Origin of the sequence: Mycolicibacterium pulveris (genome assembly GCF_010725725.1) — a bacterium.
Classification (GTDB): Bacteria; Actinomycetota; Actinomycetes; order Mycobacteriales; family Mycobacteriaceae; genus Mycobacterium; species Mycobacterium pulveris.
Genome location: NZ_AP022599.1, coordinates 4,131,918 through 4,156,189, shown reverse-complemented (window position 1 = coordinate 4,156,189; position 24,272 = coordinate 4,131,918). Strand labels below are relative to the sequence as shown.

22 protein-coding genes, 2 tRNA genes and 1 pseudogene are annotated in these 24,272 nt (G+C 66.8%); 8 read left to right on the top strand and 17 right to left on the bottom strand.

Going from position 1 to position 24,272, the window contains the following annotated elements; translation table 11 throughout:
- Nucleotides 1-137: 137 nt before the first annotated feature.
- Complete coding sequence (locus G6N28_RS20160; RefSeq protein WP_163903349.1) at nt 138-284, bottom strand: hypothetical protein; 147 nt, start codon at nt 282-284, stop codon at nt 138-140.
- A gap of 121 nt (nt 285-405) precedes the next feature.
- On the opposite strand from G6N28_RS20160, the gene fdhD reads away from it, so the two are divergent.
- On the top strand, nt 406-1,242 hold the full coding sequence (gene fdhD, locus G6N28_RS20155; RefSeq protein WP_163903347.1) for a formate dehydrogenase accessory sulfurtransferase FdhD: 837 nt from the start codon (nt 406-408) through the stop codon (nt 1,240-1,242).
- A 13-nt stretch (nt 1,243-1,255) separates the two neighbouring features.
- On the opposite strand, the gene clpX is transcribed toward fdhD, so the two are convergent.
- The 6 genes and pseudogenes from clpX to G6N28_RS20125 form a co-directional block, all read right to left on the bottom strand.
- Nucleotides 1,256-2,536, bottom strand: coding sequence for an ATP-dependent Clp protease ATP-binding subunit ClpX (gene clpX, locus G6N28_RS20150; RefSeq protein ID WP_163903344.1), 1,281 nt, complete (start codon nt 2,534-2,536; stop codon nt 1,256-1,258).
- A 315-nt stretch (nt 2,537-2,851) separates the two neighbouring features.
- On the bottom strand, nt 2,852-3,136 hold the full coding sequence (locus G6N28_RS26870; RefSeq protein ID WP_407664981.1) for a hypothetical protein: 285 nt from the start codon (nt 3,134-3,136) through the stop codon (nt 2,852-2,854).
- A gap of 139 nt (nt 3,137-3,275) precedes the next feature.
- Nucleotides 3,276-3,947 carry an ATP-dependent Clp protease proteolytic subunit gene (locus G6N28_RS20140; RefSeq protein WP_163903342.1) on the bottom strand — a complete coding sequence of 224 codons (672 nt, stop codon included), beginning with the start codon at nt 3,945-3,947 and terminating at the stop codon, nt 3,276-3,278.
- Nucleotides 3,944-4,543, bottom strand: a pseudogene (locus G6N28_RS20135) (ATP-dependent Clp protease proteolytic subunit); the annotation flags it as partial. The pseudogene G6N28_RS20135 and the gene G6N28_RS20140, both read right to left, overlap by 4 nt.
- 94 nt (nt 4,544-4,637) lie before the next feature.
- The gene (tig, locus tag G6N28_RS20130) at nt 4,638-6,053 is read right to left on the bottom strand and encodes a trigger factor (RefSeq protein ID WP_163903340.1); all 1,416 of its coding nucleotides are present in this window, start codon (nt 6,051-6,053) and stop codon (nt 4,638-4,640) included.
- Between the two features lie 38 nt (nt 6,054-6,091).
- A tRNA-Pro gene (locus G6N28_RS20125) sits at nt 6,092-6,165 on the bottom strand.
- Between the two features lie 120 nt (nt 6,166-6,285).
- On the opposite strand from G6N28_RS20125, the gene G6N28_RS20120 reads away from it, so the two are divergent.
- Both G6N28_RS20120 and G6N28_RS20115 read left to right on the top strand, forming a co-directional pair.
- Nucleotides 6,286-6,359, top strand: a tRNA-Gly gene (locus tag G6N28_RS20120).
- Nucleotides 6,360-6,436: 77 nt separating this feature from the next.
- The gene (locus G6N28_RS20115; RefSeq protein ID WP_163903337.1) at nt 6,437-7,183 is read left to right on the top strand and encodes a DUF1542 domain-containing protein; all 747 of its coding nucleotides are present in this window, start codon (nt 6,437-6,439) and stop codon (nt 7,181-7,183) included.
- Nucleotides 7,184-7,377: 194 nt separating this feature from the next.
- Here the strand turns inward: G6N28_RS20115 and G6N28_RS20110 are convergent, their stop codons facing one another.
- The 3 genes from G6N28_RS20110 to G6N28_RS20100 form a co-directional block, all read right to left on the bottom strand.
- Nucleotides 7,378-8,172, bottom strand: coding sequence for an Fpg/Nei family DNA glycosylase (locus G6N28_RS20110; RefSeq protein WP_163903335.1), 795 nt, complete (start codon nt 8,170-8,172; stop codon nt 7,378-7,380).
- A 2-nt stretch (nt 8,173-8,174) separates the two neighbouring features.
- Complete coding sequence (locus G6N28_RS20105) at nt 8,175-8,648, bottom strand: ribose-5-phosphate isomerase (protein WP_163903333.1); 474 nt, start codon at nt 8,646-8,648, stop codon at nt 8,175-8,177.
- Nucleotides 8,649-8,751: 103 nt separating this feature from the next.
- Nucleotides 8,752-9,360 (bottom strand): mycothiol-dependent nitroreductase Rv2466c family protein, encoded by a 609-nt coding sequence (locus G6N28_RS20100; RefSeq protein WP_163903332.1) that lies wholly within the window; start codon nt 9,358-9,360, stop codon nt 8,752-8,754.
- Nucleotides 9,361-9,586: 226 nt separating this feature from the next.
- On the opposite strand from G6N28_RS20100, the gene G6N28_RS20095 reads away from it, so the two are divergent.
- The 3 genes from G6N28_RS20095 to G6N28_RS20085 all read left to right on the top strand — a co-directional run bounded on the left by G6N28_RS20095 (nt 9,587) and on the right by G6N28_RS20085 (nt 13,024).
- On the top strand, nt 9,587-9,931 hold the full coding sequence (locus G6N28_RS20095; protein WP_235674635.1) for a DUF732 domain-containing protein: 345 nt from the start codon (nt 9,587-9,589) through the stop codon (nt 9,929-9,931).
- A gap of 44 nt (nt 9,932-9,975) precedes the next feature.
- Nucleotides 9,976-12,561: an aminopeptidase N gene (gene pepN / locus G6N28_RS20090; protein ID WP_163903330.1), complete on the top strand. Its 2,586-nt coding sequence runs from the start codon at nt 9,976-9,978 to the stop codon at nt 12,559-12,561.
- 67 nt (nt 12,562-12,628) lie between these two features.
- Nucleotides 12,629-13,024 (top strand): HNH endonuclease, encoded by a 396-nt coding sequence (locus G6N28_RS20085; protein WP_163903329.1) that lies wholly within the window; start codon nt 12,629-12,631, stop codon nt 13,022-13,024.
- Between the two features lie 48 nt (nt 13,025-13,072).
- Here G6N28_RS20085 and G6N28_RS20080 read toward each other — a convergent pair whose 3' ends face one another.
- From G6N28_RS20080 to G6N28_RS20070, 3 genes are read right to left on the bottom strand one after another with little or no spacing between them, the layout of a single operon-like run.
- On the bottom strand, nt 13,073-13,540 hold the full coding sequence (locus G6N28_RS20080; protein ID WP_163903328.1) for a DUF5130 domain-containing protein: 468 nt from the start codon (nt 13,538-13,540) through the stop codon (nt 13,073-13,075).
- Nucleotides 13,527-13,763: an aa3-type cytochrome oxidase subunit CtaJ gene (gene ctaJ / locus G6N28_RS20075; protein ID WP_163903327.1), complete on the bottom strand. Its 237-nt coding sequence runs from the start codon at nt 13,761-13,763 to the stop codon at nt 13,527-13,529. Before ctaJ ends, G6N28_RS20080 begins: the two co-directional genes overlap by 14 nt.
- 25 nt (nt 13,764-13,788) lie before the next feature.
- Nucleotides 13,789-14,430: an HNH endonuclease gene (locus G6N28_RS20070; RefSeq protein WP_163903326.1), complete on the bottom strand. Its 642-nt coding sequence runs from the start codon at nt 14,428-14,430 to the stop codon at nt 13,789-13,791.
- A 138-nt stretch (nt 14,431-14,568) separates the two neighbouring features.
- Between G6N28_RS20070 and G6N28_RS20065 the strand changes: the two genes are divergently transcribed.
- Nucleotides 14,569-14,964, top strand: a complete 396-nt coding sequence (locus tag G6N28_RS20065; RefSeq protein ID WP_163903325.1) for a globin — start codon at nt 14,569-14,571, stop codon at nt 14,962-14,964.
- Entirely contained in the window at nt 14,964-16,529 is a 1,566-nt protein-coding gene (locus G6N28_RS20060; RefSeq protein ID WP_163903324.1) for a glycoside hydrolase family 13 protein, read from the top strand. The genes G6N28_RS20065 and G6N28_RS20060 overlap by 1 nt, the downstream gene beginning before the upstream one ends.
- A 14-nt stretch (nt 16,530-16,543) precedes the next feature.
- Here the strand turns inward: G6N28_RS20060 and G6N28_RS20055 are convergent, their stop codons facing one another.
- From G6N28_RS20055 to ettA, 4 genes are all read right to left on the bottom strand, one after another.
- A complete protein-coding gene (locus tag G6N28_RS20055) occupies nt 16,544-17,194 on the bottom strand; it encodes a DUF8185 domain-containing protein (RefSeq protein ID WP_163903323.1) in 651 nt (216 codons plus the stop codon).
- Nucleotides 17,191-17,553: an acyl-CoA thioesterase gene (locus G6N28_RS20050; RefSeq protein ID WP_163906473.1), complete on the bottom strand. Its 363-nt coding sequence runs from the start codon at nt 17,551-17,553 to the stop codon at nt 17,191-17,193. Before G6N28_RS20050 ends, G6N28_RS20055 begins: the two co-directional genes overlap by 4 nt.
- A 44-nt stretch (nt 17,554-17,597) precedes the next feature.
- Nucleotides 17,598-22,463 (bottom strand): NAD-glutamate dehydrogenase, encoded by a 4,866-nt coding sequence (locus tag G6N28_RS20045; protein ID WP_163903322.1) that lies wholly within the window; start codon nt 22,461-22,463, stop codon nt 17,598-17,600.
- Nucleotides 22,464-22,566: 103 nt separating this feature from the next.
- The gene (gene ettA, locus G6N28_RS20040) at nt 22,567-24,240 is read right to left on the bottom strand and encodes an energy-dependent translational throttle protein EttA (protein ID WP_163903321.1); all 1,674 of its coding nucleotides are present in this window, start codon (nt 24,238-24,240) and stop codon (nt 22,567-22,569) included.
- Nucleotides 24,241-24,272: the final 32 nt, after the last annotated feature.

Here is a 24,272-nt window from a genome sequence, read left to right as displayed (position 1 = left end):
GCGGGGTGCCGTCGTGAGACAAGAGTGTGCTTTTCGTCACCCCGGGGCGGCCGCGATTTCTAAGAAAACGCTCTACTCGGCAGTAGCGGCGCGCCGGCACGCCGAAATGCGGGTCAGCGATCGTCGCAGCGCGTGGGCTAATTCAGCCGCTCGGCCGAGGCCGCGGCGCGCCGCTCATGCCAGCGCAACCGGAGTAGCAGCAGGTTCTGGTGCGCGCGGAAGCCGGCCGAAAGCGGATCACGCCACACGCGCGCACGTGCTTTCGTTGCGGTTTCAGAATCCACGCGACCATTGTGCCGTCTGATGGCGTCGGCGGCGAGTTCGACGCGCGTGGCCTTCGTCCTAGGCTGGGCCCATGCCCCCGAGCAGCCGACGCGCCGACCTGGTCCGCCCGGGGGGCGCGTGATGGGACGGGTCACCGCCCGGCGCCGGGTACAGCATGTCACCGCGGCAGACACCGTGGCCCGGCCGGACACGCTGGTGGTCGAGGAGCCGCTGGAAGTCCGGGTCAATGGCAGGCCCATCACCGTCACCATGCGCACACCCGGATCGGATATCGAACTGGCGCAAGGGTTTCTGCTCACCGAAGGGGTGATCGGGCGCCGCGAGGATGTGCTGACCGTGCGGTACTGCAAGGGCACCACGACCGACGAGTCGGGGGTGGTGGCCAACACCTACAACGTGCTCGACGTCACGTTGGCCGCAGGCGTCGCGATGCCCGACGTCGACGTGACCCGCAACTTCTACACCACCTCGTCGTGCGGCGTGTGCGGCAAGGCCTCCCTGGAGGCCGTGCGGCTGAGCAGCCGCCACTGCCCCGGCGACGATCCGTCGACCGTGGCCGCGAAGACGCTGACGCGCCTGCCTGCGCTGCTGCGTGACGCGCAGAAGGTCTTCGCCAGCACCGGCGGCCTACACGGTGCCGCGCTGTTCGACACCACCGGCGCCCCGCTGGCGGTCCGTGAGGACATCGGCAGGCACAACGCCGTCGACAAGGTGATCGGATGGGCGCTGGAGCACGACCGGATCCCGTTGGGCGGCACGGTGCTGCTGGTCAGCGGACGCGCGTCGTTCGAACTGACGCAGAAGGCGGTGATGGCCGGCGTCCCAGTGCTGGCCGCGGTGTCGGCGCCGTCATCGCTGGCCGTCGACCTGGCCAGCCAATCCGGTCTCACGCTGGTGGCGTTTTTACGCGGTGATTCGATGAACGTCTACACCCGGCCGGACCGGGTGGTGCGCTGACGCATTCGGCCGGCTAGGCGCTCTTGTCGCGGCGTTCGGTGCGAGACGGTTTGCGCGGCACGATCGTCGGCAGCACGTTGTCCTGCACGGTCTCCTTGGTGACGACGACCTTGGCGACGTCGTCCCGGCTGGGGATGTCATACATCACCGGCAGCAGGACTTCCTCCATGATGGCGCGCAGGCCGCGGGCACCGGTGCCGCGGTGGATGGCCTGATCGGCGATGGCCTCGAGCGCGTCGTCGGTGAACTCCAGCTCGACGCCGTCCATCTCGAACAGCCGGGTGTACTGCTTGACCAACGCGTTCTTGGGCTTGGACAGAATCTGCACCAGCGAGTTCTTGTCGAGGTTGGTCACCGACGCCACGACCGGGAGCCGGCCGATGAACTCCGGGATCAGCCCGAACTTGATCAGGTCCTCGGGCATCACTTCGGCGAAGTGGTCCTGGGTGTCGATCTCGGCCTTGGAGTGCACCTCGGCGCCGAAGCCCAACCCGCGCTTACCGATGCGGTCGGAGACGATCTTCTCCAGCCCGGCGAACGCGCCCGCGACGATGAACAGCACGTTGGTGGTGTCGATCTGGATGAACTCCTGATGCGGATGCTTGCGGCCGCCCTGCGGGGGCACCGACGCCTGCGTGCCTTCCAGGATCTTCAGCAGCGCCTGCTGCACACCCTCGCCTGAGACGTCGCGGGTGATCGACGGGTTCTCGCTCTTGCGGGCGATCTTGTCGACCTCGTCGATGTAGATGATGCCGGTCTCGGCGCGTTTGACGTCGTAGTCGGCGGCCTGGATCAGCTTGAGCAGAATGTTCTCGACGTCCTCACCGACGTAGCCGGCCTCGGTGAGCGCGGTGGCGTCGGCGATCGCGAACGGCACGTTGAGCATCTTGGCCAGCGTCTGCGCGAGATAGGTCTTGCCGCAGCCGGTGGGGCCGAGCATCAGGATGTTGGACTTGGCCAACTCGACGGGCTCGGAGCGCGAATCGCGGCCCTTCTCGCTGGCCTGGATGCGCTTGTAGTGGTTGTAGACCGCGACCGCCAGCGTGCGCTTGGCGTTGTCCTGGCCGATGACGTAGCCCTCCAGGAAGTCCCGGATCTCGGCCGGTTTGGGCAACTCGTCGAGCTTGACGTCGTCAGCGTCGGCGAGTTCCTCCTCGATGATCTCGTTGCACAGGTCGATGCACTCGTCGCAGATGTAGACCCCTGGGCCCGCAATGAGTTTCTTAACCTGCTTTTGACTCTTGCCACAGAACGAGCACTTCAGCAGGTCACCGCCGTCTCCAATGCGCGCCATGGTGGTGGGGTCCTACTTTCCTCGCAGTCGGTACTGAATCTTCTCTATGTGGTCCGTCGGGCTTCCCAGGGGGAATGAACCCGACGCTACCCGTTTGTTCCCGTACGGGGCGACTGATAAAGCCGAATCGCGCCTTTGGTATTTGCCTGTCGCGCCAACATATCGTCTGTCTACCCAGATAACTGTGTGGAACGCGGACCGTGTCCCTGGCGTGTCGCCGCCGTTACCGCTTCGGGAGCAGTCCGCAACCAAACTACCCGTCGCCGAGCGAATATCCACCGCGAGTTTCATCACCCACCGCAGCCGGCGTCGCACTCAGCGCCGGCCTGGTCCCACCGGACCCGGCCCCACGGGGCCCGGCCCCACCGGACCGGGACCGACCGGGCCCACCACGCCACCGACGCCGACGGGGCCGGCGGGCCCCACCACCGGGTTCGGCCCCAGGATCGGGGTCGGGTTCAGGTACACGTCGACGGCGGAATACGGGATGCACTGGTTGGTGTAGACGTCCCAATAGGTCCCGGCGGGACACACCTCATCGGCGTGGCTCAGCGCCGGCGACGCCACCTGCAGCACCGTCGCCGTCGCGCCCACGGCCACCACAGCACCAAGTCGTTTTCCCGCCAACATCACGCCCCCCTGCCGTCTGGCCCCCCGAATGGCTGCCGTAAGAGTGCCATACCCGGGGTTTGCGACAGCATCAATCGGCGCGATTCAGCCACGCCGGATGTGCCCAGGCTCAGGCGGTCCGCGCCGAGAGCTTGCGGTACTCCAGCACCGTGTCGATGATTCCGTACTCCTTGGCGCCCTCGGCGGTCAGGATCTTGTCGCGGTCGGTGTCCTTGCGGATCTGCTCGGGCGTCTTGCCGGTGTGGCGGGCCAGCGTCGCCTCCATCAGCGTGCGCATCCGCTCCACCTCGGCGGCCTGGATCTCCAGGTCGGAGAACTGGCCCTGGATGACCCCGGCCAGCGCCGGCTGGTGAATCAGCACACGGGCGTTGGGCAGCGCGAGCCGCTTGCCCGGCGTACCGGCCGCCAGCAGCACCGCCGCCGCCGACGCCGCCTGCCCCAGACACACCGTCTGGATGTCGGCACGCACGTACTGCATGGTGTCGTAGATCGCCATCAACGACGTGAACGAGCCGCCGGGCGAATTGATGTACATGGTGATGTCGCGGTCGGGATCCAGCGACTCCAGCACCAGCAACTGGGCCATGATGTCGTTGGCCGACGCGTCGTCGACCTGCACCCCGAGGAAGATGATGCGTTCCTCGAAGAGCTTGTTGTACGGGTTGGACTCCTTGACACCGAAGCTGGAGTGCTCGATGAACGACGGCAGGATGTAGCGGGCTGAAGGTTGATTCACGGCTCCGCCGTGGGCGGGCTGCAGGCGGGGATCGATCTGGCTCATGATGGCGACACTCCGTTGATGCTGGCGCGGGTGATGATGTGGTCGACGAACCCGTACTCGAGCGCTTCCTGTGCGGTGAACCAGCGGTCGCGATCGGAGTCAGCTTCGATACGTTCGATGGTCTGACCGGTGAACTCGGCGTTGAGCCGGAACATCTCCTTCTTGATGACCGCGAACTGTTCGGCCTGGATGGCGATGTCCGCGGCGCTGCCCGTCACACCGCCCAGGGGCTGGTGCATCAGGATCCGGGCGTGCGGCAGCGCGTACCGCTTGCCCTTGGTTCCGGCGGCGAGCAGGAACTGCGCCATCGACGCGGCCATCCCCATGCCGTAGGTGGCGATGTCGCACGGCGCCAGCACCATCGTGTCGTAGACCGCCATGCCGGCACTGATGGACCCGCCGGGTGAGTTGATATAGAGGTGGATGTCCTTGGTGGGGTCCTCGGCGGCGAGCAGCAGAATCTGCGCGCACAGCTTGTTCGCGATGTCGTCGTCCACCTGCGAGCCCAAGAAAATGATCCGCTCGGACAGCAACCGCTCATACACCGAGTCGACGAGGTTGAGTCCGTGGCCGTTTGACCGCATGTCAGTCACGACTGGTACCTGCTTTCTGTCAAAGTCCCGTTCTTCCCGACACTAACCAACCAGCGGCGTCGCGCAGTCCTCAGAGGGGCCGCGTTCGCTCACAGCGTCACTTGGCGTCGGCAGGTTCCTCGTCGGTCTTGTCGGCCTTGTCTGCTTCCTCGGCGGAAGCCTCCTCCGTCGCGGCCTCGGCCTCGGCCTCGCCCGGGCGGCCGAAGAACTCGGTGGTGTCGATCACGGTGCCGTCGGTGTCGGTGACCGCGGCGCGCTGCACGACGGCGGCCACCGCCAGCCCGCGCCGCACGTCGGCGAACATCACCGGAAGCTGGTTGTTCTGCTGCAACGCCTGCAGCAGCTGCTGCGGCTCCATGCCGTACTGCTGAGACATCAGCACCAGGCGCTCGGTGAGGTCGGCCTGACCGACCTGGACGTCGAGCTTGTCGGCGATGGCATCGACCAGCAGCTGGGTCTTGATGGCCTTCTCCGCGTTGCTGCGGTTGTCGGCGTCGAACTGCTCACGGCTGGTGCCCTGCTGCTCCAGCACCTCGGCGAAGCGCGCCTCGTCGTGGTCGAGGCTGTGGATCGCGTTGTGCAGGGTGTCGTCGACCTGGGCCTGCACGATCTTCTCCGGCAGCGGCACCTCGACCTGCTCGAGCAGGGTCTCCAACACCTTGTCGCGGATCTGCTCGGCCTGCTGGACCCGCTTGGTGCGCTCCACCTGCTCGCGAAGGTTGTTGCGCAGCTCGTCGATGGTGTCGAATTCGCTTGCCAGCTGGGCGAATTCGTCGTCGGGCTCGGGCAGCTCGCGTTCCTTGACCGACTTGACGGTGACGGTGACCTGAGCCTCCTCGCCGGCGTGCTCGCCGGCGGCCAGCTTGGTGGTGAAGACGCGGCTCTCGCCTTCTTTGAGCCCGACGATCGCCTCGTCGAGACCCTCGACAAGTTGTCCGGAACCGACCTCGTGCGACAGGCCCTCGGTCGCGGCCTCGGGCAGGTCCTTGCCGTCGATCGAACCGGACAGATCGATGGAGACGAAGTCGCCGGTCTGCGCGGCGCGGTCGACGCCTTTGAGCGTGCCGAAGCGCGCGCGCAGCGACTGCAGTTCGGCGTCGACCTCCTCGTCGGTCACCTCGATCGCGTCCACGGTGACCGCCAGGCTGTCGAGATCCGGCAGCTCGATGTCGGGGCGGACGTCGACCTCCGCGGTGAACACCAGGTCCTCGCCGTACTCCTTCTTGGTGATCTCGATGTCGGGCTGCCCGAGCGGGCTGACCTCCGACGACGTCACCGCCTCGGAGTAGCGGCCCGGCAGGGCTTCGCTGACCACCTGGTCCAGCATCGCCTCGCGGCCGACGCGGGCCTCCAGCAGCTTGCGCGGCGCCTTGCCGGGCCGGAAGCCGGGCAGCCGCACCTGCTTGGCCAGCTGCTTGAACGCGCGGTCGAACTCCGGCTCGAGCTCAGTGAAGGGCACCTCCACGTTGATGCGAACCCGGGTGGGGCTCAACTTCTCGACGGTGCTCTTCACTTCCTGCTCCTTCAAGTTTGGTGTGGTCCACGTTGCAGTCGGGGTGACAGGATTTGAACCTGCGACCTTCCGCTCCCAAAGCGGATGCGCTACCAAGCTGCGCTACACCCCGCGCCCATCGGCCGCCCCGAAAACACAGAACGACCACGCGAGATACTACGGGCTGGACACGCGTTACCTTTAATTGGATTTGATTCCGGTGCCGCCGGTACAGTCTGCTGGTGCTGCACATGCGGGCGTAGCTCAATGGTAGAGCCCTAGTCTTCCAAACTAGCGACGCGGGTTCGATTCCCGTCGCCCGCTCCAATCCCCGCCCCGGTGCGCTCGCTGAGAGCGCAATTCGGACCGGTTGACCGGGCGGTGCCATCGGTAGGCTGAACGCCATGAACGGCGTGCTGCTCGTGCTGGTCGTGCTGGTCATCGTCGCGTTCGGGGTGCTGGTCTACGCGGTGATGAAGGCCTCGGACAAACGCAACGCGACCGCGCTGGAGGACGCCAAGGCCGACGCGCGCCGGGTCATCGAACGCCTCGGCGGCCAGGTCATCGGCCTCACCGGCTCCGACGAGGCGTCCAAGCAGGCATTGGCCGACGCCTCGGAGCGATACACCGCCGCCGGCTCGCAGATCGAACAGGCCACCACCGTCCGGCAGGCAGCGCTTGCCAAGGAGAGCGCGCTCGAAGGCATGTACTACGTGCGCGCCGCGCGCGTCGCGATGGGCATGGATCCGGGGCCCGAGTTGGAGACGTTGGCGGGGCAACGCTCGGCCGGTGCTGTGACCGAGGCCCGACGCGTCAACTTCGAGGGCCGCGAGATCGAGGCGTCGCCGACGCCCTCGGAGCGCACCCCCAACTACTTCCCCGGCGGCCAGGTCGCGGGCCGGCCCGTGCCCGCCGGCTGGTACTCCGAACCGTGGTGGAAGCCGGCCCTGGTGGCCGGCGCGTGGGGCCTCGGCTCGGTGCTGCTGTTCGACGCGTTGTTCTCCGGCATGCACGGCACCGGGTATGAGCAGGGCTTCGCCCAGGGCTACGACCAAGGCTTCGATCAGGGGCAGGGTGACTTCGGCGGGGATGCCGGCGACGGCGGCGGCTGGGATTTCGGCGGCGACTTCGGCGACTTCGGCGGCTTCTGACCTAGACCCAGCCACCGCGAGCAGACGTGAAAACCCCCAAATAAGGGCAAATTCGGGGGTTTTTGCGTCTGCTCGCGCAGAGATGTCGCGCAGAGATGGTGCGCGGCTACCGACCCGGACCACCGCGACTGTGCGGCCTCATACGCGCGCATCGGCGTGTCGCGGATGAAACCGCACAATCGCCGGAAGGGAACTTACTTCTGGCAGGTCGGGCACCAGAACAGGTTGCGGCCCTCCATCACCGCGGTACGAATCTCCGTCCCGCAGATCCGGCACGGCTCACCCGCGCGCCGGTAGACGTAGGTCCGCGGCCTGTCGGGACCGTAGGCGGGCGCACCGTGGTCGTCCTCCGGACGGATCACGATGATCTTGCCGCGCCGGAACCCGACCTTCATCAGCGCGACGAGATCGGTCCACATCGCCTTGAACTCCGACTCGTCGATCTGCGTGCCCGGGCGGTAGGGGTCGATCAGGTGGCGGTACAGCAGCTCGTTGCGGTACACGTTGCCCACGCCCGCGATCACCGTCTGGTCCATCAACAGCGAGCCGATCGCCCTGCGCGACTTACGGATTCGCTCCCATGCCAGCGAACCGTCGGCGTCGCGGCGTAGCGGGTCGGGGCCCAGCCGGGCGATGACGTCGTCGATCTCGCCCTCTTCGATGACCTCGCACACCGTCGGGCCGCGCAGGTCGGTGCCGTACTCCGCACCGATCATCCGCATCCGCACCTGGCCGACCGGCGGCGGCATCGGAAGCGGCATCTCGGTGAAGGTCCCATACAAGCCGAGGTGCACGTGCACCACACGGCCGCCCTCGTAGTGGTGAAACAGGTGCTTGCCCCACGCGCTGGCCTTCCGCAGCACCCGGGCGCTGACCGCGGCGGCGCCGTCGGCGAACCTGCCCTGCGGACTGGACACCAGCACCGGCGCGCGGGCGAACCGGCGCTGATGCAGCCGGGCCAGCCGATGCAGGGTGTGACCTTCGGGCATTCCTAGCCGCCGGGCACGGGCGGCGCGACGTGGGTGCGCTCGTACTCGGAGAGGATGTCGATACGGCGTTGGTGGCGTTCGGCATTCGACCACGGCGTGTTGATGAAGGCGTCGACGATGGCCAGCGCCTCCTCCACCGTGTGCATCCGTCCGCCGATGCCGATCAGCTGCGCGTTGTTGTGCTGACGCGCCAACTCGGCGGTTTCCACGCTCCATCCCAACGCGCAGCGCGCGCCGGGCACCTTGTTCGCCGCGATCTGCTCGCCGTTGCCCGACCCGCCGAGCACGATGCCGAGGCTGCCCGGGTCGGCGACCGTCTTCTCGGCGGCCGCGATGCAGAACGCCGGATAGTCGTCGTCGGGGTCGTTGACGAATGCGCCGCAGTCGATGGGCTCGTGCCCGTTGTCGCGCAGGTGCTCGATGATGGCCTGCTTGAGGTCGAAGCCGGCGTGGTCGGCTCCCAGGTAGACGCGCATGGCGGTCACCCTACTTCGACGTTCGCGAAATCAACATGAGGGTCGTGATCTTCGCCGTCTCAGCGACCCTGGTGTACGTCTCGCGAACGCGCGACGGCCGCGATCAGTCGAAGGTCGGCGGCTCGGTGCGGGTGCGCTTGAGTTCCCAGAAGTGCGGATACGACGCGAATGTCACCGACGCGTCCCACAGCTTGCCGGCCTCCTCACCGCGCGGGATCTTCGACAACACCGGGCCGAAGAAGGCGACCCCGTTGACGTGGATGGTGGGGGTGCCGACGTCGTCGCCGACGGCGTCCATGCCCTCGTGGTGGCTCTTGCGCAACGCCTCGTCGTACTTGTCGGTGCCGGCGGCTTCGGCGAGCTCGGCGGGCAGACCCACCTCGGCCAGCGACTCCTTGATGACGACGTCGAAGTCCTTGTTGTCCTGATTGTGAATCCGGGTTCCCATCGCGGTGTACAGCGGTCCCAGGATCTCGCGGCCCTTGGCCTGCTCGGCGGCGATGGCCACCCGCACCGGTCCCCACGCCTTCTTCATCGCCTCGCGGTACTCGTCGGGCACGTCGCGGCCTTCGTTGAGGATCGCCAAGCTCATGACGCGGAAATCCACCTCGATGTCGCGGACCTTCTCGACCTCGAGAATCCACCGCGAGGTGATCCAGCACCACGGGCACAGCGGATCGAACCAGAAACCGGCAACAGACTTTTCGGACATGGGCAATCCTTCCGGGCGCGAGATGAGCAAGCTTCCATCCTGGCAACCGAAGCGGCTCGCGATGTGTTCCCCGCCGCCGCGCCCTATAACCACCGCGATCGCCACGACGAAATAAGAAACGCCTAAGTGTGCGAACGGTGACCGAATCGTGGTACTCCTGTGACCAACGTGGTCGATCGTTACCAAAGTGAACAAACACCTTGATTTTCGAGTACGCGTCTTCGCGGTGGGAACCGGTCTCGCGGCGGCGGCGACGGCGCTGGCCGCACCGGCGCAGGCCGACACCGCTGATGAGGCTTTTCTGGCCGCGCTGCGCGGCGCCGGCATGACCATCGACAACCCGGTCGACATGGTCGCCCTCGGCGAGTCGGTATGTCCGCTGCTCGTCGAACCCGGCAAAAACCTCGCGAAGGTGTACACGCAGGTGACCGACAGCGGCATCCCGCCGGACATCGCGGCGTTCTTCACCGGCATCGCGATCTCGTCGTACTGTCCGCAGATGCTGGCGTCGGTGGGCAACGGCACGGTGCTGGACTGGCTGCCGGCGGCGCGGGCGATCCCGGGCCTCTGAGCCGAGGCCGCGCCCACCGGCGGCGCGGCCGATAGGTTGGTCGGGTGGCACTACCCAACCTGACCCGCGAACAAGCCGTCGAGCGCGCCGCGCTCGTCACCGTCGACAGCTACCGCATCGATATCGACGTCACCGACGGCAACGGCAAGCCCGGCGAGCGCACCTTCCGCTCCACCACCACCGTCGAGTTCGAGGCGCTGCCCGGCGCGGACACCTACTTCGACCTCGCGGCCGACACCGTCCGCCGCGCCACCCTCAACGACCGGCCCATCGACGTCAGCGGTTACGACGAATCCACCGGCATTCCGCTCATCGGACTGGCCAAGCACAACGTGCTCGTCGTCGACGCCGACTGCCGCTACTCCAACACCGGCGAGGGCCTGCACCGCTTCGTCGACCCCGTCGACGGCGAGGTGTACCTCTACTCACAGTTCGAGACCGCCGACGCCAAGCGGATGTTCGCATGCTTCGACCAGCCCGACCTCAAGGCCGTGTTCGACATCACCGTGACGGCCCCGTCGCACTGGGAGGTGGTGTCCAACGGCGCCACCCTCAGCGCCGAGGACGACGGCAAAGCCAAGCGGCACCGCTTCACTGCGACTCCGCGGCTCAGCACCTACCTGGTGGCGCTGATCGCCGGACCCTATGCCCGCTGGGACGACATCTATTCCGACGAGCACGGCGACATTCCGCTCGGCCTGTTCTGCCGCAAGTCGCTGGCCGAGTTCATGGACCCCGAACGGCTGTTCACCGAAACCAAGCAGGGGTTCTCCTTTTACCACAACAATTTCGGTATCCCGTACGCGTTCGGCAAGTACGACCAGCTGTTCGTGCCGGAGTTCAACGCCGGAGCGATGGAGAACGCCGGCGCGGTGACCTTCCTGGAGGACTACGTCTTTCGCAGCAAGGTGACCCGGGCGTCTTACGAACGTCGCGCAGAAACCCTTCTGCACGAGATGGCGCACATGTGGTTCGGCGACCTGGTCACCATGCAATGGTGGGATGACCTGTGGCTCAACGAGTCCTTCGCCACCTTCGCCTCGGTGCTCTGCCAGGCCGAGGCCACCGAGTACACCGAGGCGTGGACCACGTTCGCGAACGTCGAGAAGTCGTGGGCGTACCGCCAGGACCAACTGCCGTCGACGCACCCGGTGGCCGCCGACATTCCCGACCTGGCCGCCGTCGAGGTCAACTTCGACGGCATCACCTACGCCAAGGGCGCCAGCGTGCTCAAGCAACTGGTCGCCTATGTTGGGCTGGAGGAGTTCCTGGCCGGCCTGCGGAATTACTTCCGCGACCACGCCTTCGGCAACGCCACGTTCTCAGACCTGCTCGGCGCGCTGGAGAAGGCATCTGGGCGCGACCTGTCCGGCTGGGGTCAGCAGTGGCTGAAGACCACGGGCCTGAACACGTTGCGACCCGACTTCGACCTGGACGCCGACGGCCGGTTCACCCGTTTCGCGATCACCCAAAGCGGTGCGCAGCCGGGCGCCGGTGAGACCCGGGTGCATCGCCTCGCCGTCGGGGTGTACGACGACGACGGCTCCGGCAAGCTGGTGCGCGTGCACCGCGAGGAACTCGACGTCGAAGAGTCGATCACCGAAGTTCCTGCGCTGCAGGGTATTTCGCGTGGCAAGTTCATCCTGGTCAATGACGACGATCTGACGTACTGCTCGTTGCGCCTGGACCCCGAGTCGTTGCGGACCGTGCTCACCCGCATCGCCGACATCGCCGAACCGCTGCCCCGCACGCTGGCGTGGTCGGCGGCCTGGGAGATGACGCGGGACGCGGAGCTGACCGCCCGCGACTTCGTGGCGCTGGTCCGCGGTGGAGTGCAGGCCGAGACCGAAGTCGGTGTGGCGCAACGGCTGCTGCTGCAGGCCCAGACGGCGCTGAACTCCTACGCGGACCCGGACTGGGCAAATGGACAGGGTTGGCCCGAGTTCGCGGACCGGCTGCTGGAGTTGGCCCGCGAGGCGGCGCCGGGCTCCGATCACCAGTTGGCCTATGTCAACGCGCTGTGCGGGTCGGTGCTGAGCCCGCGTCACGTCGAGGTGCTGTCGGAGCTGCTGGACAACGATCCCGCCGTCAAGGGTCTGCCCGGCCTCGACGTCGACACCGACCTGCGCTGGCGCATCGTCACCGCGCTGGCCGCCGCGGGCGCCGTGGATTCCGACGGCATGCCGACACCGTTCATCGACGCCGAGGCGAAACGGGACCCCACCGCGGCCGGACAACGGCACGCGCTGGCCGCGGCAGCGGCGCGTCCGCAGCTGGCCGTCAAGGAAGCGGCTTGGGAGCAGGTGATCGAGGACGACACGCTGGCCAACATCACCGCGCGGTCGATCATCGGCGGATTGGTCCGACCGGGTCAGCAGGAGCTGTTGAAGCCGTTCCGGGACAAATACTTCGGCGCGATCGCCGGGGTGTGGCGGCGACGCTCCAGCGAGGTCGCGCAGACCGTCGTCGTCGGGCTGTACCCGTCCTGGGACGTCAGCCAGGAGGGCCTCGACGCGGCCGACCGGTTCCTGGCCGACCCTGATGTGCCGCCCCCGCTGCGCCGCCTGGTGCTCGAGGGCCGCGCCGGGGTGGAGCGCGCCCTGCGAGCCCGCGAATTCGACGCCGGGTAAGCCCCTCACCACCTCTTTGGCGCGAGCGTGCGTGTCAGAGGGCGACACGCCGCTCAGAAGCAAGAGTTTGCGCACGCTCGCGCGGCATCCTGTCGAGGTGGCGGTCAATCGAAGTCGCCGGGCTCGGGCGGCCCGCAAGCGCAAGCGTCGACTGAGCGCCGTCACCAACGACCTCACCGCCGAACAGTGGGTGGCGATCAAGAACGCATGGAGCGGCTGCGCCTACTGCGGCGCGACCGACGGCCCGCTACAGCGCGACTGTGTGATGGCGATCTCGCGCGGCGGGCGCTACACCGTCGACAACGTGGTGCCGGCCTGCGCGTCGTGCAACACGAGCAAGTGCAACGAGGAAGTCACCATCTGGATGCGCCGCAAGCGCCTCGACGAGCGCGCGTTCCTGGCGCGCTATGTCGAGATCCGCGCCGCGCTCAGCCGCGAACGTGCACAAACTCGCGACAGTTGACGGCGTGTCGCCCGCAGACACGCACGCTCGCCCCAAAAACCGGGGGTGTCAGCGCGGCGAGACACCCGCGCTCATCACCTCGACGGCCTTGATCAGGCCCTCCATCAGCTTGCCGTCCTTGAACGCTTCCGCGGCCGTCGAGATCCCCAACGGCGCGGACTCCTCGATACCGCGGCCCTTGACGTCGTTGCCGTAGACCACCTCGATCGCACGCTGGTTCGGCGAGACGGCCAGCAGCACCGCGTTGTTGGGCGTGGGCACCTTGGCCAGGATCTCGCGGGCCCCGGCCGCGGTGTCGGCACCGAGATCGCCGATGTAGACCGCGAACCGTGCCTTGGCCCGGCGGGAGCCGTACTCGAGCGCGTCGTCGAGAAAGACCAGGTCCTTGACCGGGAACGGATAGGTCAGCGACGGCTCGTCGGGTTCCTTGACCCCCGAGATCCGGCCGCTGGCCGTGACGACCCAGCCGATCGGCAGCTTGTCCTGCTCAATGGTCGTGACTTCACCACTTGCCACTGGCGCCGCCTCCTACGGTGAACGGGTGTGAAGCATGGCCATGGACATGGCCATGGACAACAGGTTCCTCGGACGCCCACAGGATCGGTTCGTGCGTCCACTTCTCGGACATCTGGTAGGTCGCCGGGTGCGGCCCTTTGCCACGCCAGATGAGCGCGGCCAGGATGGCGGTCAGTCCCAACGGCACCAGGATCACTAGCGCGTGTGAAAGTGTGCTGCTCACGTCGCAAACCGTATACCAGCCGCGGTTACGCCGCGCCCTCGCCCAGGTATCGCATCCATGACGGATCGAGTTCCTTCACCGTCGACAACAGCCGCCAGTGCTGTCCCTTCGGCGGCACCGGGACCGAGCGCAGCGTCCAGCCCAGCTCGACGAGCAACCGGTCGGCCTTGCGGTGATTGCACGTCGAGCAGGCCGCCACACAGTTCTCCCAGGAGTGATCGCCGCCGCGGCTGCGCGGCACCACGTGGTCGACGGTGTCGGCCCTGCCTCCGCAGTAGGCGCAGCGAAACCGGTCGCGGTGCATCAACGCCGCTCTGGTCATCGGGATGCGGGCCCGGTAGGGCACCCGCACGTAGGCCTTGAGCCGGATCACCGAGGGCACGACGATGGAGCGGGTCGCCGAATGGATGACCGGCCCGGCCGGGTCGTCGTGCACAACGTCGGCTTTTCCGCACATCAGCATGATGACCGCCCGCCGCATGGGCAGAGCGGTCAACGGTTCGTAGGTGGAGTTCAGCAGAAGGACCCGGCGCCGACCCCAGAAAGAGCCGTCGGTGCTACTTGGTGGATGGGTTTCGACGCTGTGCAGAGCCCGCGATTGGGCGCGCGATACCGCGGCCCCGGACAAGCCCGCTCTTCTGGACGGGCCTTTCTTGCGATGCGCCATACGTCCTCCGACGCACAGTAAACCCTGGTTTGGGATCGATCGCACGGTCTTTGTTGTCGTGTTCGCAGGTCAGTCCGGCGAACATCCGGTGACCGACCGCCTGACCAGCCACATCCGGCGACAAGACACAATGGGGGCGTGACACAGCCCCAACGATCGTTCTACGACGAGGTCGGTGGCCACGAGACGTTTCGCGCGATCGTGTCGCGGTTCTACCAGCTGGTGCGTGAGGACGAGATTCTGTATCCGCTCTACCCCGAAGACGACCTGGAGGGCGCCGAAGAGCGGCTGAGGATGTTCCTCGAGCAGTACTGGGGCGGGCCCCAGACCTACTCCGAGCGGCGTGGCCATCCCCGGCTGCGGATGCGCCACGTCCCGTTTCGCATCGGCTACCTGGAGCGCGACGCCTGGTTGCGCTGCATGCACACCGCCATCGCCGAGATCGATAGCGAGACGCTCGGCGACGCACACCGCAAGATGCTGCTGGACTACCTGGAGATGGCCGCGCAGTCGATGGTGAACTCGCCGTTCTGATGCCCGCGCCGTGGTGGTCTCGGGCCGTCTTCTACCAGGTGTATCCGCGGTCGTTTCGCGACAGCGACGGCGACGGCGTCGGTGACCTCGACGGTGTCACCTCCCGGCTGGATTATCTGCAGCAACTCGGCGTGGACGCGATCTGGCTGAACCCGGTGATGGTGTCGCCGATGGTCGATCACGGCTACGACGTGGCCGACGCGCGCGACGTGGATGCGCTGTTCGGCGGGCTCGGCGCGCTGGATCGGCTGATCGAGGCCGCGCACGGGCGCGGCATCAAGATCACCATGGACTTGGTGCCCAACCACACCAGCTCGCACCATCCGTGGTTCCAGGCGGCGTTGCGCGCCGGCCCCGGCAGCGACGAACGGGACCGCTACATCTTCCGCGACGGCACCGGCCCCGACGGCGGTCGCCCGCCGAACAACTGGCTGTCGATCTTCGGCGGCCCGGCGTGGACCCGCGTCGTCGAGCCCGACGGCGAACCGGGTCAGTGGTACCTGCACCTGTTCGACGCCGAACAGCCCGACCTCAACTGGGACAACCCCGAGGTGTTCGAGGACCTCGAGAAGACGCTGCGGTTCTGGCTGGACCGGGGCGTGGACGGGTTTCGCATCGACGTCGCTCACGGCATGGCCAAACCGCCGGGGCTGCCGGACATGAGATTGGCCAAGGCCGAGATGGTGCTGGCCAATATGGACGACGACCCTCGGTTCAACAACGACGGCGTGCATGAGATCCACCGCCAGATCCGCCGGGTGTTCGACGATTACGCGCATGCCGTCGCGATCGGCGAGGTGTGGGTCTACGACAACGAGCAGTTCTCCCGCTACGTGCGCCCAGACGAGCTGCACCTGGGTTTCAACTTCCGGCTGCTGCGCACCCGCTTCGACGCGGGCGGCATTCGGGAAGCCATCGAGAACTCCATGGCGGCCGCGGATCTGGTTGACGCGACAGCCACCTGGACGCTGTCGAATCACGACGTCGACCGCACCCCGACCCGCTACGGCGGCGGACACCTGGGGCTGTCCCGGGCGCTGGCGATGACGCTGGTGATGCTGGCGCTGCCGGGCGCGGTGTTCGTCTATAACGGCGAAGAACTCGGCCTGCCCAACGTCGATTTGCCCGACGAGGCGCTACGCGACCCGATCTGGGAGCGGTCGGGGCGCACCCTGCGCGGACGCGACGCATGCCGGGTGCCGATGCCGTGGGAAGGCGACGCTCCCCCGTTCGGGTTCTCCGCCAATCCGCAGACGTGGCTGCCGATTCCACCCGAGTGGGCGGCGCTGACGGCCGAAAAGCAGCGCGACGACCCGGATTCCACGCTGTCGTTCTACCGTCGCGCCATCGACATGCGGCGCAGCCGTCCGCAGTTCGGCGGCCGATCGGTGCAGTGGCTTGCCTCTCCCGACGATTGTCTGGCGTTCCGTCGCGACGGCGGCCTGAAATGCGTGCTCAACGCGAGCCGCGTGGCGATACCGCTTCCCGACGGCGAGTTGTTGCTCGCCAGCGCCCCGTTGGTCGACGGCGACCTACCGCCCGACGCCGCCGCCTGGCTGGTCTAGATCCCTCTCCCGCGTCAAGACAGCACCACCTCCGGGGCGCCACGGCGCCGGTACACCGAACCGAACCGCGCGTCGATGCGCAGCCACGTCGGATGCACCCGAACCCGCACGACCTCGTCGCCTCCAATCGGTTGCGGCACGAAACCCATTGCGGTCAGCGCGAATACGCAGCGCATCGGTATGTCCACGGTTTGGTCGCCCGAGCTGACCGCCATGACGTCCTGGTCCAGCAGCGACACAGGCGGTCCGTGGGCGCTGGAGTGTTGTTTGGCCAGTGCGCCGCCACGCTCGGCCAACTCCAGCACGACGCGGGCCGGCACATCGTCGAGGTGCACGAATCCGGTCTCCGGCGGTAGCGCCCCGCGCCATGCGGAGTCCATCGCGAAGCCGGGCTCGATGTGACCGTCCGGTGTCATCGCGACGAGGCCCGCAGCCAGGGCGTCGGCCCCGACAGCCAGATCGACCGGTTTGATCCGCCCACCGACCACGCGGCCGGCCAGGACGTCGAATCCTGTTGCGGCCCATGCCATGATGTGCTGATCCGTGCGCTGCCGAAACCGGATGATCGCGGCGTGGTCGAGTCGCAGGAGGCGTTCGGTGAAGGCGGCGAGGTCGTTGCGATGTGTCGGGTCGTCGAGCCAGATACCGCGTTCGGCCGGGGTCATCGGGACCAACGCCGCAGGTACTCCCGCTGGGCCGGCGAAAGACGTTGTAATCGCTGTTCGTTGATGTGCACCGCGGCCAGTTGGGTGTCGGCGATCACCGCGGGCTTGGAGTCCGCGGGGGCGTTGACCGATCTCACCTCGTACCCGATGGTGAAGTCCACGGCGCGCACCCGCTTCGACCACATCGTCACCTGAAGCGGCGAATCCGCCAGCCGAAGCTGAGCCTTGTAGGCGATGTTCACTTCGGCGATCAGCAGCCCGATGGTTTCGATCTCGGGGCCGAACGGTTCGCGCAGGAACGGAATCCGGGCCTCTTCCAGGATGGTCACCATGGTGGCGTGGTTGATGTGTTGATACATGTCGATGTCCGACCACCGGACATGCACCGGCGCCACAAAACCATTCACCCAGAGGTCCCCGTTCCACTCGTTCGTATCATGCTGCGGATTTGACGTGCCGCCACCGACAGCGTCGCAAGGTCGTGCTGATTGCTTTCATAGATCTCGGCCAGGGTGCGGCGTGCGCGGGCAACCCGGGAACTGTTCGTCATCTCCCACTCCGCGATCTTCTCCTCGCCGCTCTCGTCGGGTTCGCCGCCCGCCAGCACATCGAAACACAATGCGCGCAACGACCCGTAGACATCATCGCGAATCGCCAACCGAGCCAACGAATGCCAGCGGTCATCGCGCGGCAGTCGCGACACCGCGGTCAGCAGACCGTCGGTGCCGAGGCGGTCCATCAGCGCGAAGTAGGTGTCGGCCACCTCGACCGGCTCCCGGTCGACGATGTCGGCGATGTCGATGACGTCGAGCAGGCTGAACTGGTACAGCCCCGCGGCGGCAAGATACGCCATGTCCTCCGGCACGCCTTCCGATGTCAGCTCGCCGGCGTTCTTGTTGACGATGGCCTTGTCGTCACCGCGCAGCCATTCCGACATCCGCGGTGTCAGCGCCTCGACCTTCGCCGCGAACCGGTTGATCTCTGCGCCGACCGCCAACGGCTGGGGGCGGTAGTTCAGCAACCACCGCCCGGCCCGGTCCACGAGCCTGCGCAGATCCAATGTCATCCGGTCGGTGACCGCAACCGACACCCCGTCGTCTCCGAGCGCGCGGATCGACCGCCACCGCTTGCTGATTCCGAAGATGGCGTTGGCAGCGGCGTAGCTGCGGACGGCATCGACGGTTCCGACCCCGACGTCTTCGGTGATCCGGAACACGTAGGTGATGCCGCTGACGTCGACGACGTCGTTGACGAGCATGGTCGTCACCATTTCGCGACGGAGCTGATGCGCCCGGATCTCGTCGCTGAACTTCTCGCGCAGCTTCTCCGGGAAGTACCAGGGCAGCCGCGAGGCGAACGCCTCCTGATCGGGCAGATCGCTGGCCAGCACATCGTCTTTCAGCGCCAGTTTGACGTGCGCCATCAACGTCGCGAGCTCCGGCGACGTCAGGCCGAGACCGGCTTCGGTGCGTCGGTGGATCTCCTTCTCCGACGGCAGCGCCTCCAGTTCCCTGTTCAGGCCGCGGTCGGCGACGAAGTCCTTGATCATGCGGGCGTGCACCGACAGCAGGCTTGCCGCGTTGGTCCGGCTGGTGCCCATCAGATCGTTCTGATCTTTGTTGTCCTCGAGCACCATCGCGCCGACTTCGTCGGTCATCGACAGCAGCAGCTCGGCGCGGTCCTCCGCCTTGACCTTTCCGGCGTTGACCAGCGAATCGATCAGGATCTTGATGTTCACTTCGTGATCGGAGCAATCCACACCGGCGGAGTTGTCCAGCGCGTCGGTGTTGATTCTGCCGCCGGCGAGGTCGAACTCGATGCGACCCAGCGGTGTCACCCCCAGGTTGCCGCCCTCACCGATGACCTTGGCGCGCACCTGATTTCCGTTCACGCGCACCGGATCGTTGGCGCGGTCGCCGACGTCGGAGTCGGACTCGTTCTCGGCCTTGATGTAGGTACCGATTCCGCCGTTGAACAGCAGGTCGGCGGGCGCCTTGAGGATGGCCTTGATGAGATTCGGCGGGGTGAGTTCCTCGACGGAGTCGTCGATCCCGAGCGCGGCGCGCGCCTGCGGGCTGATCGCGATGGATTTCTGCTGGCGGCTGTAGACGCCGCCGCCCTCGCTGATCAGCGAGGTGTCGTAATCCGCCCAGCTGGACCGCGGCAGGTCGAAGAGGCGCTTGCGTTCCTCCCACGAGCGAGCGGCGTCGGGGTCGGGATCGATGAAGATGTGCCGATGGTCGAACGCGGCGAGCAGGCGAATGTGCTTGGACAGCAGCATGCCGTTGCCGAACACGTCCCCGCTCATGTCGCCGATCCCGACGACGGTGAAGTCCTCGGCCTGGGTGTCGACGCCCATTTCGCGGAAGTGGCGCTTGACGCTCTCCCATGCCCCCTTGGCGGTGATCCCCATCGCCTTGTGGTCGTATCCGACCGATCCGCCGGAGGCGAACGCGTCGCCGAGCCAGAACCCGTAGGAGTGGGCCACTTCGTTGGCGATGTCGGAGAACGTCGCGGTCCCTTTGTCGGCCGCGACCACCAGATAGGCATCGTCGCCGTCGCGCCGGACGACGTCGGGCGGGGGCACGACGGCGCCGGTGCTCTTGTCGACGTTGTCGGTGACGTCGAGCAGGCCCGAGATGAACAGCTTGTAGCAGGCGATGCCCTCGTTGCGCTGGGCTTCGCGGTCGGCTGCCTCGTCGCCGGTGACCAGCGGCGGTCGTTTGACGACGAAGCCGCCCTTGGCGCCCACTGGGACGATGACCGCGTTCTTCACCGCCTGCGCCTTGGCCAGCCCGAGGATTTCGGTGCGGAAGTCCTCACGACGGTCCGACCAGCGCAGCCCACCGCGCGCGACGTGCCCGAACCGCAGGTGCACGCCCTCTACCCGTGGCGAGTACACGAAGATCTCGAACTTCGGTCGCGGCAGCGGCAGTTCGTCGATCAGACCGGCATCCAATTTGAACGACAACACATCCTGTCGGCGTGCCGAGTCGGGCCGCGAGACGAAGTAGTTGGTGCGCAACGTGGCCTGAATCAACGACGCGAACGCGCGCAGCACCCGGTCGGTGTCCAGGCTGACCAACGCGTCGATGTCGGCGGCGACCGCCGCCGCTGCGGCCTGCGCAGTGCGGCGTCGTGCCGCGCCGTCGCCGGATTCGTCGACCGGCGCGAACAGCGCCTCGAACAGCTCGACGAGGGAACGCGCGGTGCCGGCGTTGTCGTTGAGCACCGACTCGATGTGGGCCTGACTGTAGAGAAATCCCGCCTGCCGCAGGTATTTCGCATAGCTGCGCAGCACCGCGACCTGCTGCCACGTGAGGCCCGCGCGCAGCACCAGTTCGTTGAACCGGTCGCCCTCCACGCGGCCGTGCCAGATCGCGGTCACGGCGTCGGCGAATCGTTCCGCGATGGTGTCGCGTTCGGTGCCGGGCGCGGGCATGGGGATCGACATGTGGGGGACGATCTTGAACTGGTAGATCGAGACCTCTAGGCCGTCGGGGCGCTCCACGGTGAAGGGCCGCTCCTCGAGGACGACGACGCCCATCGAGTGCAGTATCGGCAGCAGGTCGCTCAGTGACGCCGACCGGCCGCCGAGGTACAGGGTCAACTGGGCGGCGCCGTCCTCCGACAAGTCGATCAGCACCGGTTTGATCGAATTGTGTTCTAGCCCTTCGATGATCGAGATGTCATCGATCGCGTCGGGGGGTTCGACGGCTTCTTTGTAGAAGTCGGTGAACGCGGTGGCGTAGTGCTCGGCGCTGGCCTGGTCGATCGAGCCGGTCTTCACCGCGCCGATCAGCCTGTCCCCCCAGGTTCTGGCCGCCTCGGTGAGCAAACCCTGGATCCGATTCTTGTTCTCGGTCGAGGTGTCGATGCCCTGGGGGCGCGTGTCGTCGGGCATGCGCACCGTGAAATGGACTAACGCCCAAGGTGATTCGCTGACCCGGGCGGTGTAGTCGATGCCGACCCCGCCGAGTTCACGGACCAGGATGTCTTGCATCTCCAGGCGCACCGCGGTGGTGTACCGGTCCCGCGGCAGATAAACCAGACACGACACGAAGTGCGCGAGCGAGTCGACGCGCATAAACAGCAGCGTGCGTCGCCGCGAGCCCAGGTCGACGACTTCCTTGACCATGTCCAGCAGGTCCTGCGCCGACAGCGCGAAAAGCTCTGAGCGGGGGATGGTCTGGATGATGTCGAGGAGTAGGTGGCCCGGATGGTTAGGGTCGCGGTGCGCCAGCGCCAACGCATCGCGCACCCGCCGGGAGATCAGCGGTATCTCCAGCACGTTGGCGTTCATCGCCGCGACGCTGAACAACCCGATGAAGCGGTGCTCGACCGCGGACTGACCCGACTGCTCGCGCACCACGACGATGTAGGGGTAGGCGCCGTAGCGCAGGTAGCTCGGAATGGTGGCCTGGGCCAGCACCAGCAGTTCGCCAGGTTCGGTCAGTTCGGACAGCACGTCGCGGCGTGAGCGCAGCAAGCCGAGACGACTCGATGAGTCGACCGTCGTTTGTCCGTCGCGCACTTGGCAACGCTGATAACCCAGCAGCACGAAGTATCCGTCGCCCAGCCAACGCAACAGCGCGGCGACGTCTTCGCGGTCCGGGCCGGGAAACCGTGCGCCGGAATCGGTCTCGACCCGGTGGGCAAGCTCGGAAAGCGTCGTGGCCAGCGCATCGGCATCAAGGTCGACATGGCGGGCGTCCTCGAGCACCGCAGGCAGCGCCTGCGCCACCCCCGCCACCGCCTTGTTGTCCGCGGTCGGTGCCAGTTGGATGTGGATCCACGCCTCCGCGACGCCGTCACGCATGTCGCCGGCCTCCGCGGCGGGGCGCAATTCGCGCAGATCGCCGGTCGGGCTGCGCTCGGCCAGGAAAACCGGGTTCATGACCGCGGTGTAGGGCACGCCGAACCGATGCAGCAGCACCGTCACCGAATCCATCGCCATCGCGGTGTCGTCGGTGACGATCTGCAGAGCCGGTCCGAAACCTCCGGCGTCGCCGGCGCTGTACACCGCCACCCGGGTGCTGCCGGCCGGGCGCTGCCTGCCGAGGCGGTGATGGGCGGCCAGCAGTTCGGGGGACACGACATTGTGGTCGGCGACGTTCACCGGCGCCGTGACGCCGACGGCCTCGGGCGCGTCCGCGTGCGGACCGCGGTAGGTGGCGACATAGGCGTTGGCCATCTGTGCGGCGGCCTGCTGACTGAGCGCCGGCGACGGTGACGACCCCACATCACCGGATCTCGGCTTCAGCGACATAGGTGCTCCTGCCTTTGACGACACGACTTCGTGGTCCGCAGGTGCGACACTATCGTCCCGCAGAGGCCTCGCTAGCCCGATCGGGCCGCGAGGTTCTTCCCGATCAGTCGCGGGTCAGTCGCCGGTGCGTCACCCGGTGCGGACGGGCCGCTTCAGCGCCGAGGCGCTCCACCTTGTTCTCCTCGTAGGCGGCGAAGTTGCCTTCGAACCAGAACCATTTGGCCTCGTTGTCCTCGTCGCCCTCCCACGCCAGGATGTGCGTGCAGGTGCGGTCCAGGAACCAGCGGTCGTGGGAGATCACCACGGCACAGCCGGGGAAGTTCTCCAACGCGTTCTCCAGCGACGACAGCGTTTCCACATCGAGGTCGTTGGTCGGCTCGTCGAGCAGGATCAGGTTGCCGCCCTCCTTGAGGGTGAGCGCGAGGTTGAGCCGGTTGCGCTCCCCGCCGGACAGCACACCGGCCGGCTTCTGCTGATCGGGGCCCTTGAACCCGAACGCCGATACGTAGGCCCGCGAAGGGATCTCGTTCTGGCCGACCTCGATGTAGTCCAGCCCGTCGGACACGACCTCCCAGACCGTCTTGTTCGGGTCGATACGCGACCGGGATTGATCGACGTAGCTGAGCTTGACGGTTTCGCCGATCCTGACCGTGCCGCTGTCGGGCTGCTCGAGGCCGACGATCGTCTTGAACAGCGTGGTCTTGCCGACGCCGTTGGGTCCGATCACGCCGACGATGCCGTTTCGCGGCAGGGTGAAAGACAGGTCCTTGATCAACGGGCGGCCGTCGAAGCCCTTGTCCAGATGCTCGACCTCGACGACGACGTTGCCCAGCCGCGGCCCGACCGGGATCTGGATCTCTTCGAAGTCGAGCTTGCGTGACTTCTCGGCCTCCGCGGCCATCTCCTCGTAGCGCTGCAGCCGGGCCTTGCCCTTGGCCTGACGGGCCTTGGCACCCGAACGCACCCACGCCAGCTCGTCCTTGAGCCGCTTCTGCAGCTTGGCGTCCTTGCGCCCCTGCACCGCGAGGCGCTCGGCCTTCTTCTCCAGGTACGTCGAGTAGTTGCCCTCATAGGGGTAGGCGCGGCCGCGGTCGAGTTCGAGGATCCACTCGGCGACGTTGTCCAGGAAGTACCGGTCGTGGGTGACCGCCAGGATCGCGCCCTTGTACTCCGCGAGATGCTGCTCGAGCCACTGCACGCTCTCGGCGTCCAGGTGGTTGGTGGGTTCGTCCAGAAGCAGCAGGTCGGGCTTGGACAGCAGCAGCTTGCACAACGCCACGCGGCGGCGCTCACCACCGGAGAGATGGGTGACGGGCTCGTCGGGCGGCGGGCAGCGAAGCGCGTCCATCGCCTGCTCGAGCTGGGAATCGATGTCCCATGCGTCGGCTGCGTCCAGTTCCTCCTGCAGCCGGCCCATCTCCTCCATGAGCTCGTCGGAGTAGTCGGTGGCCATCAGCTCAGCCACCTCGTTGTAGCGGTTGAGCTTCTCCTTGATCGCCACGCCTTCTTCGACGTTCTCCCGAACGGTTTTCTCCTCGTTCAGCGGTGGTTCCTGTTGCAGGATGCCGACAGTGGCGCCCGGCTGCAGGAACGCGTCGCCGTTGTTGGGAGTGTCCAGCCCGGCCATGATCCGCAAGACGCTCGACTTCCCGGCCCCGTTGGGCCCGACGACGCCGATTTTCGCGCCTGGAAGGAAGTTCAGGCTGACGTCGTCAAGGATGACCTTGTCGCCGTGCGCCTTGCGGACCTTCCGCATCGAATAGATGAATTCGGCCATGCCGTGGTCTTGCCTCCTGAGTCTCTCGCTAT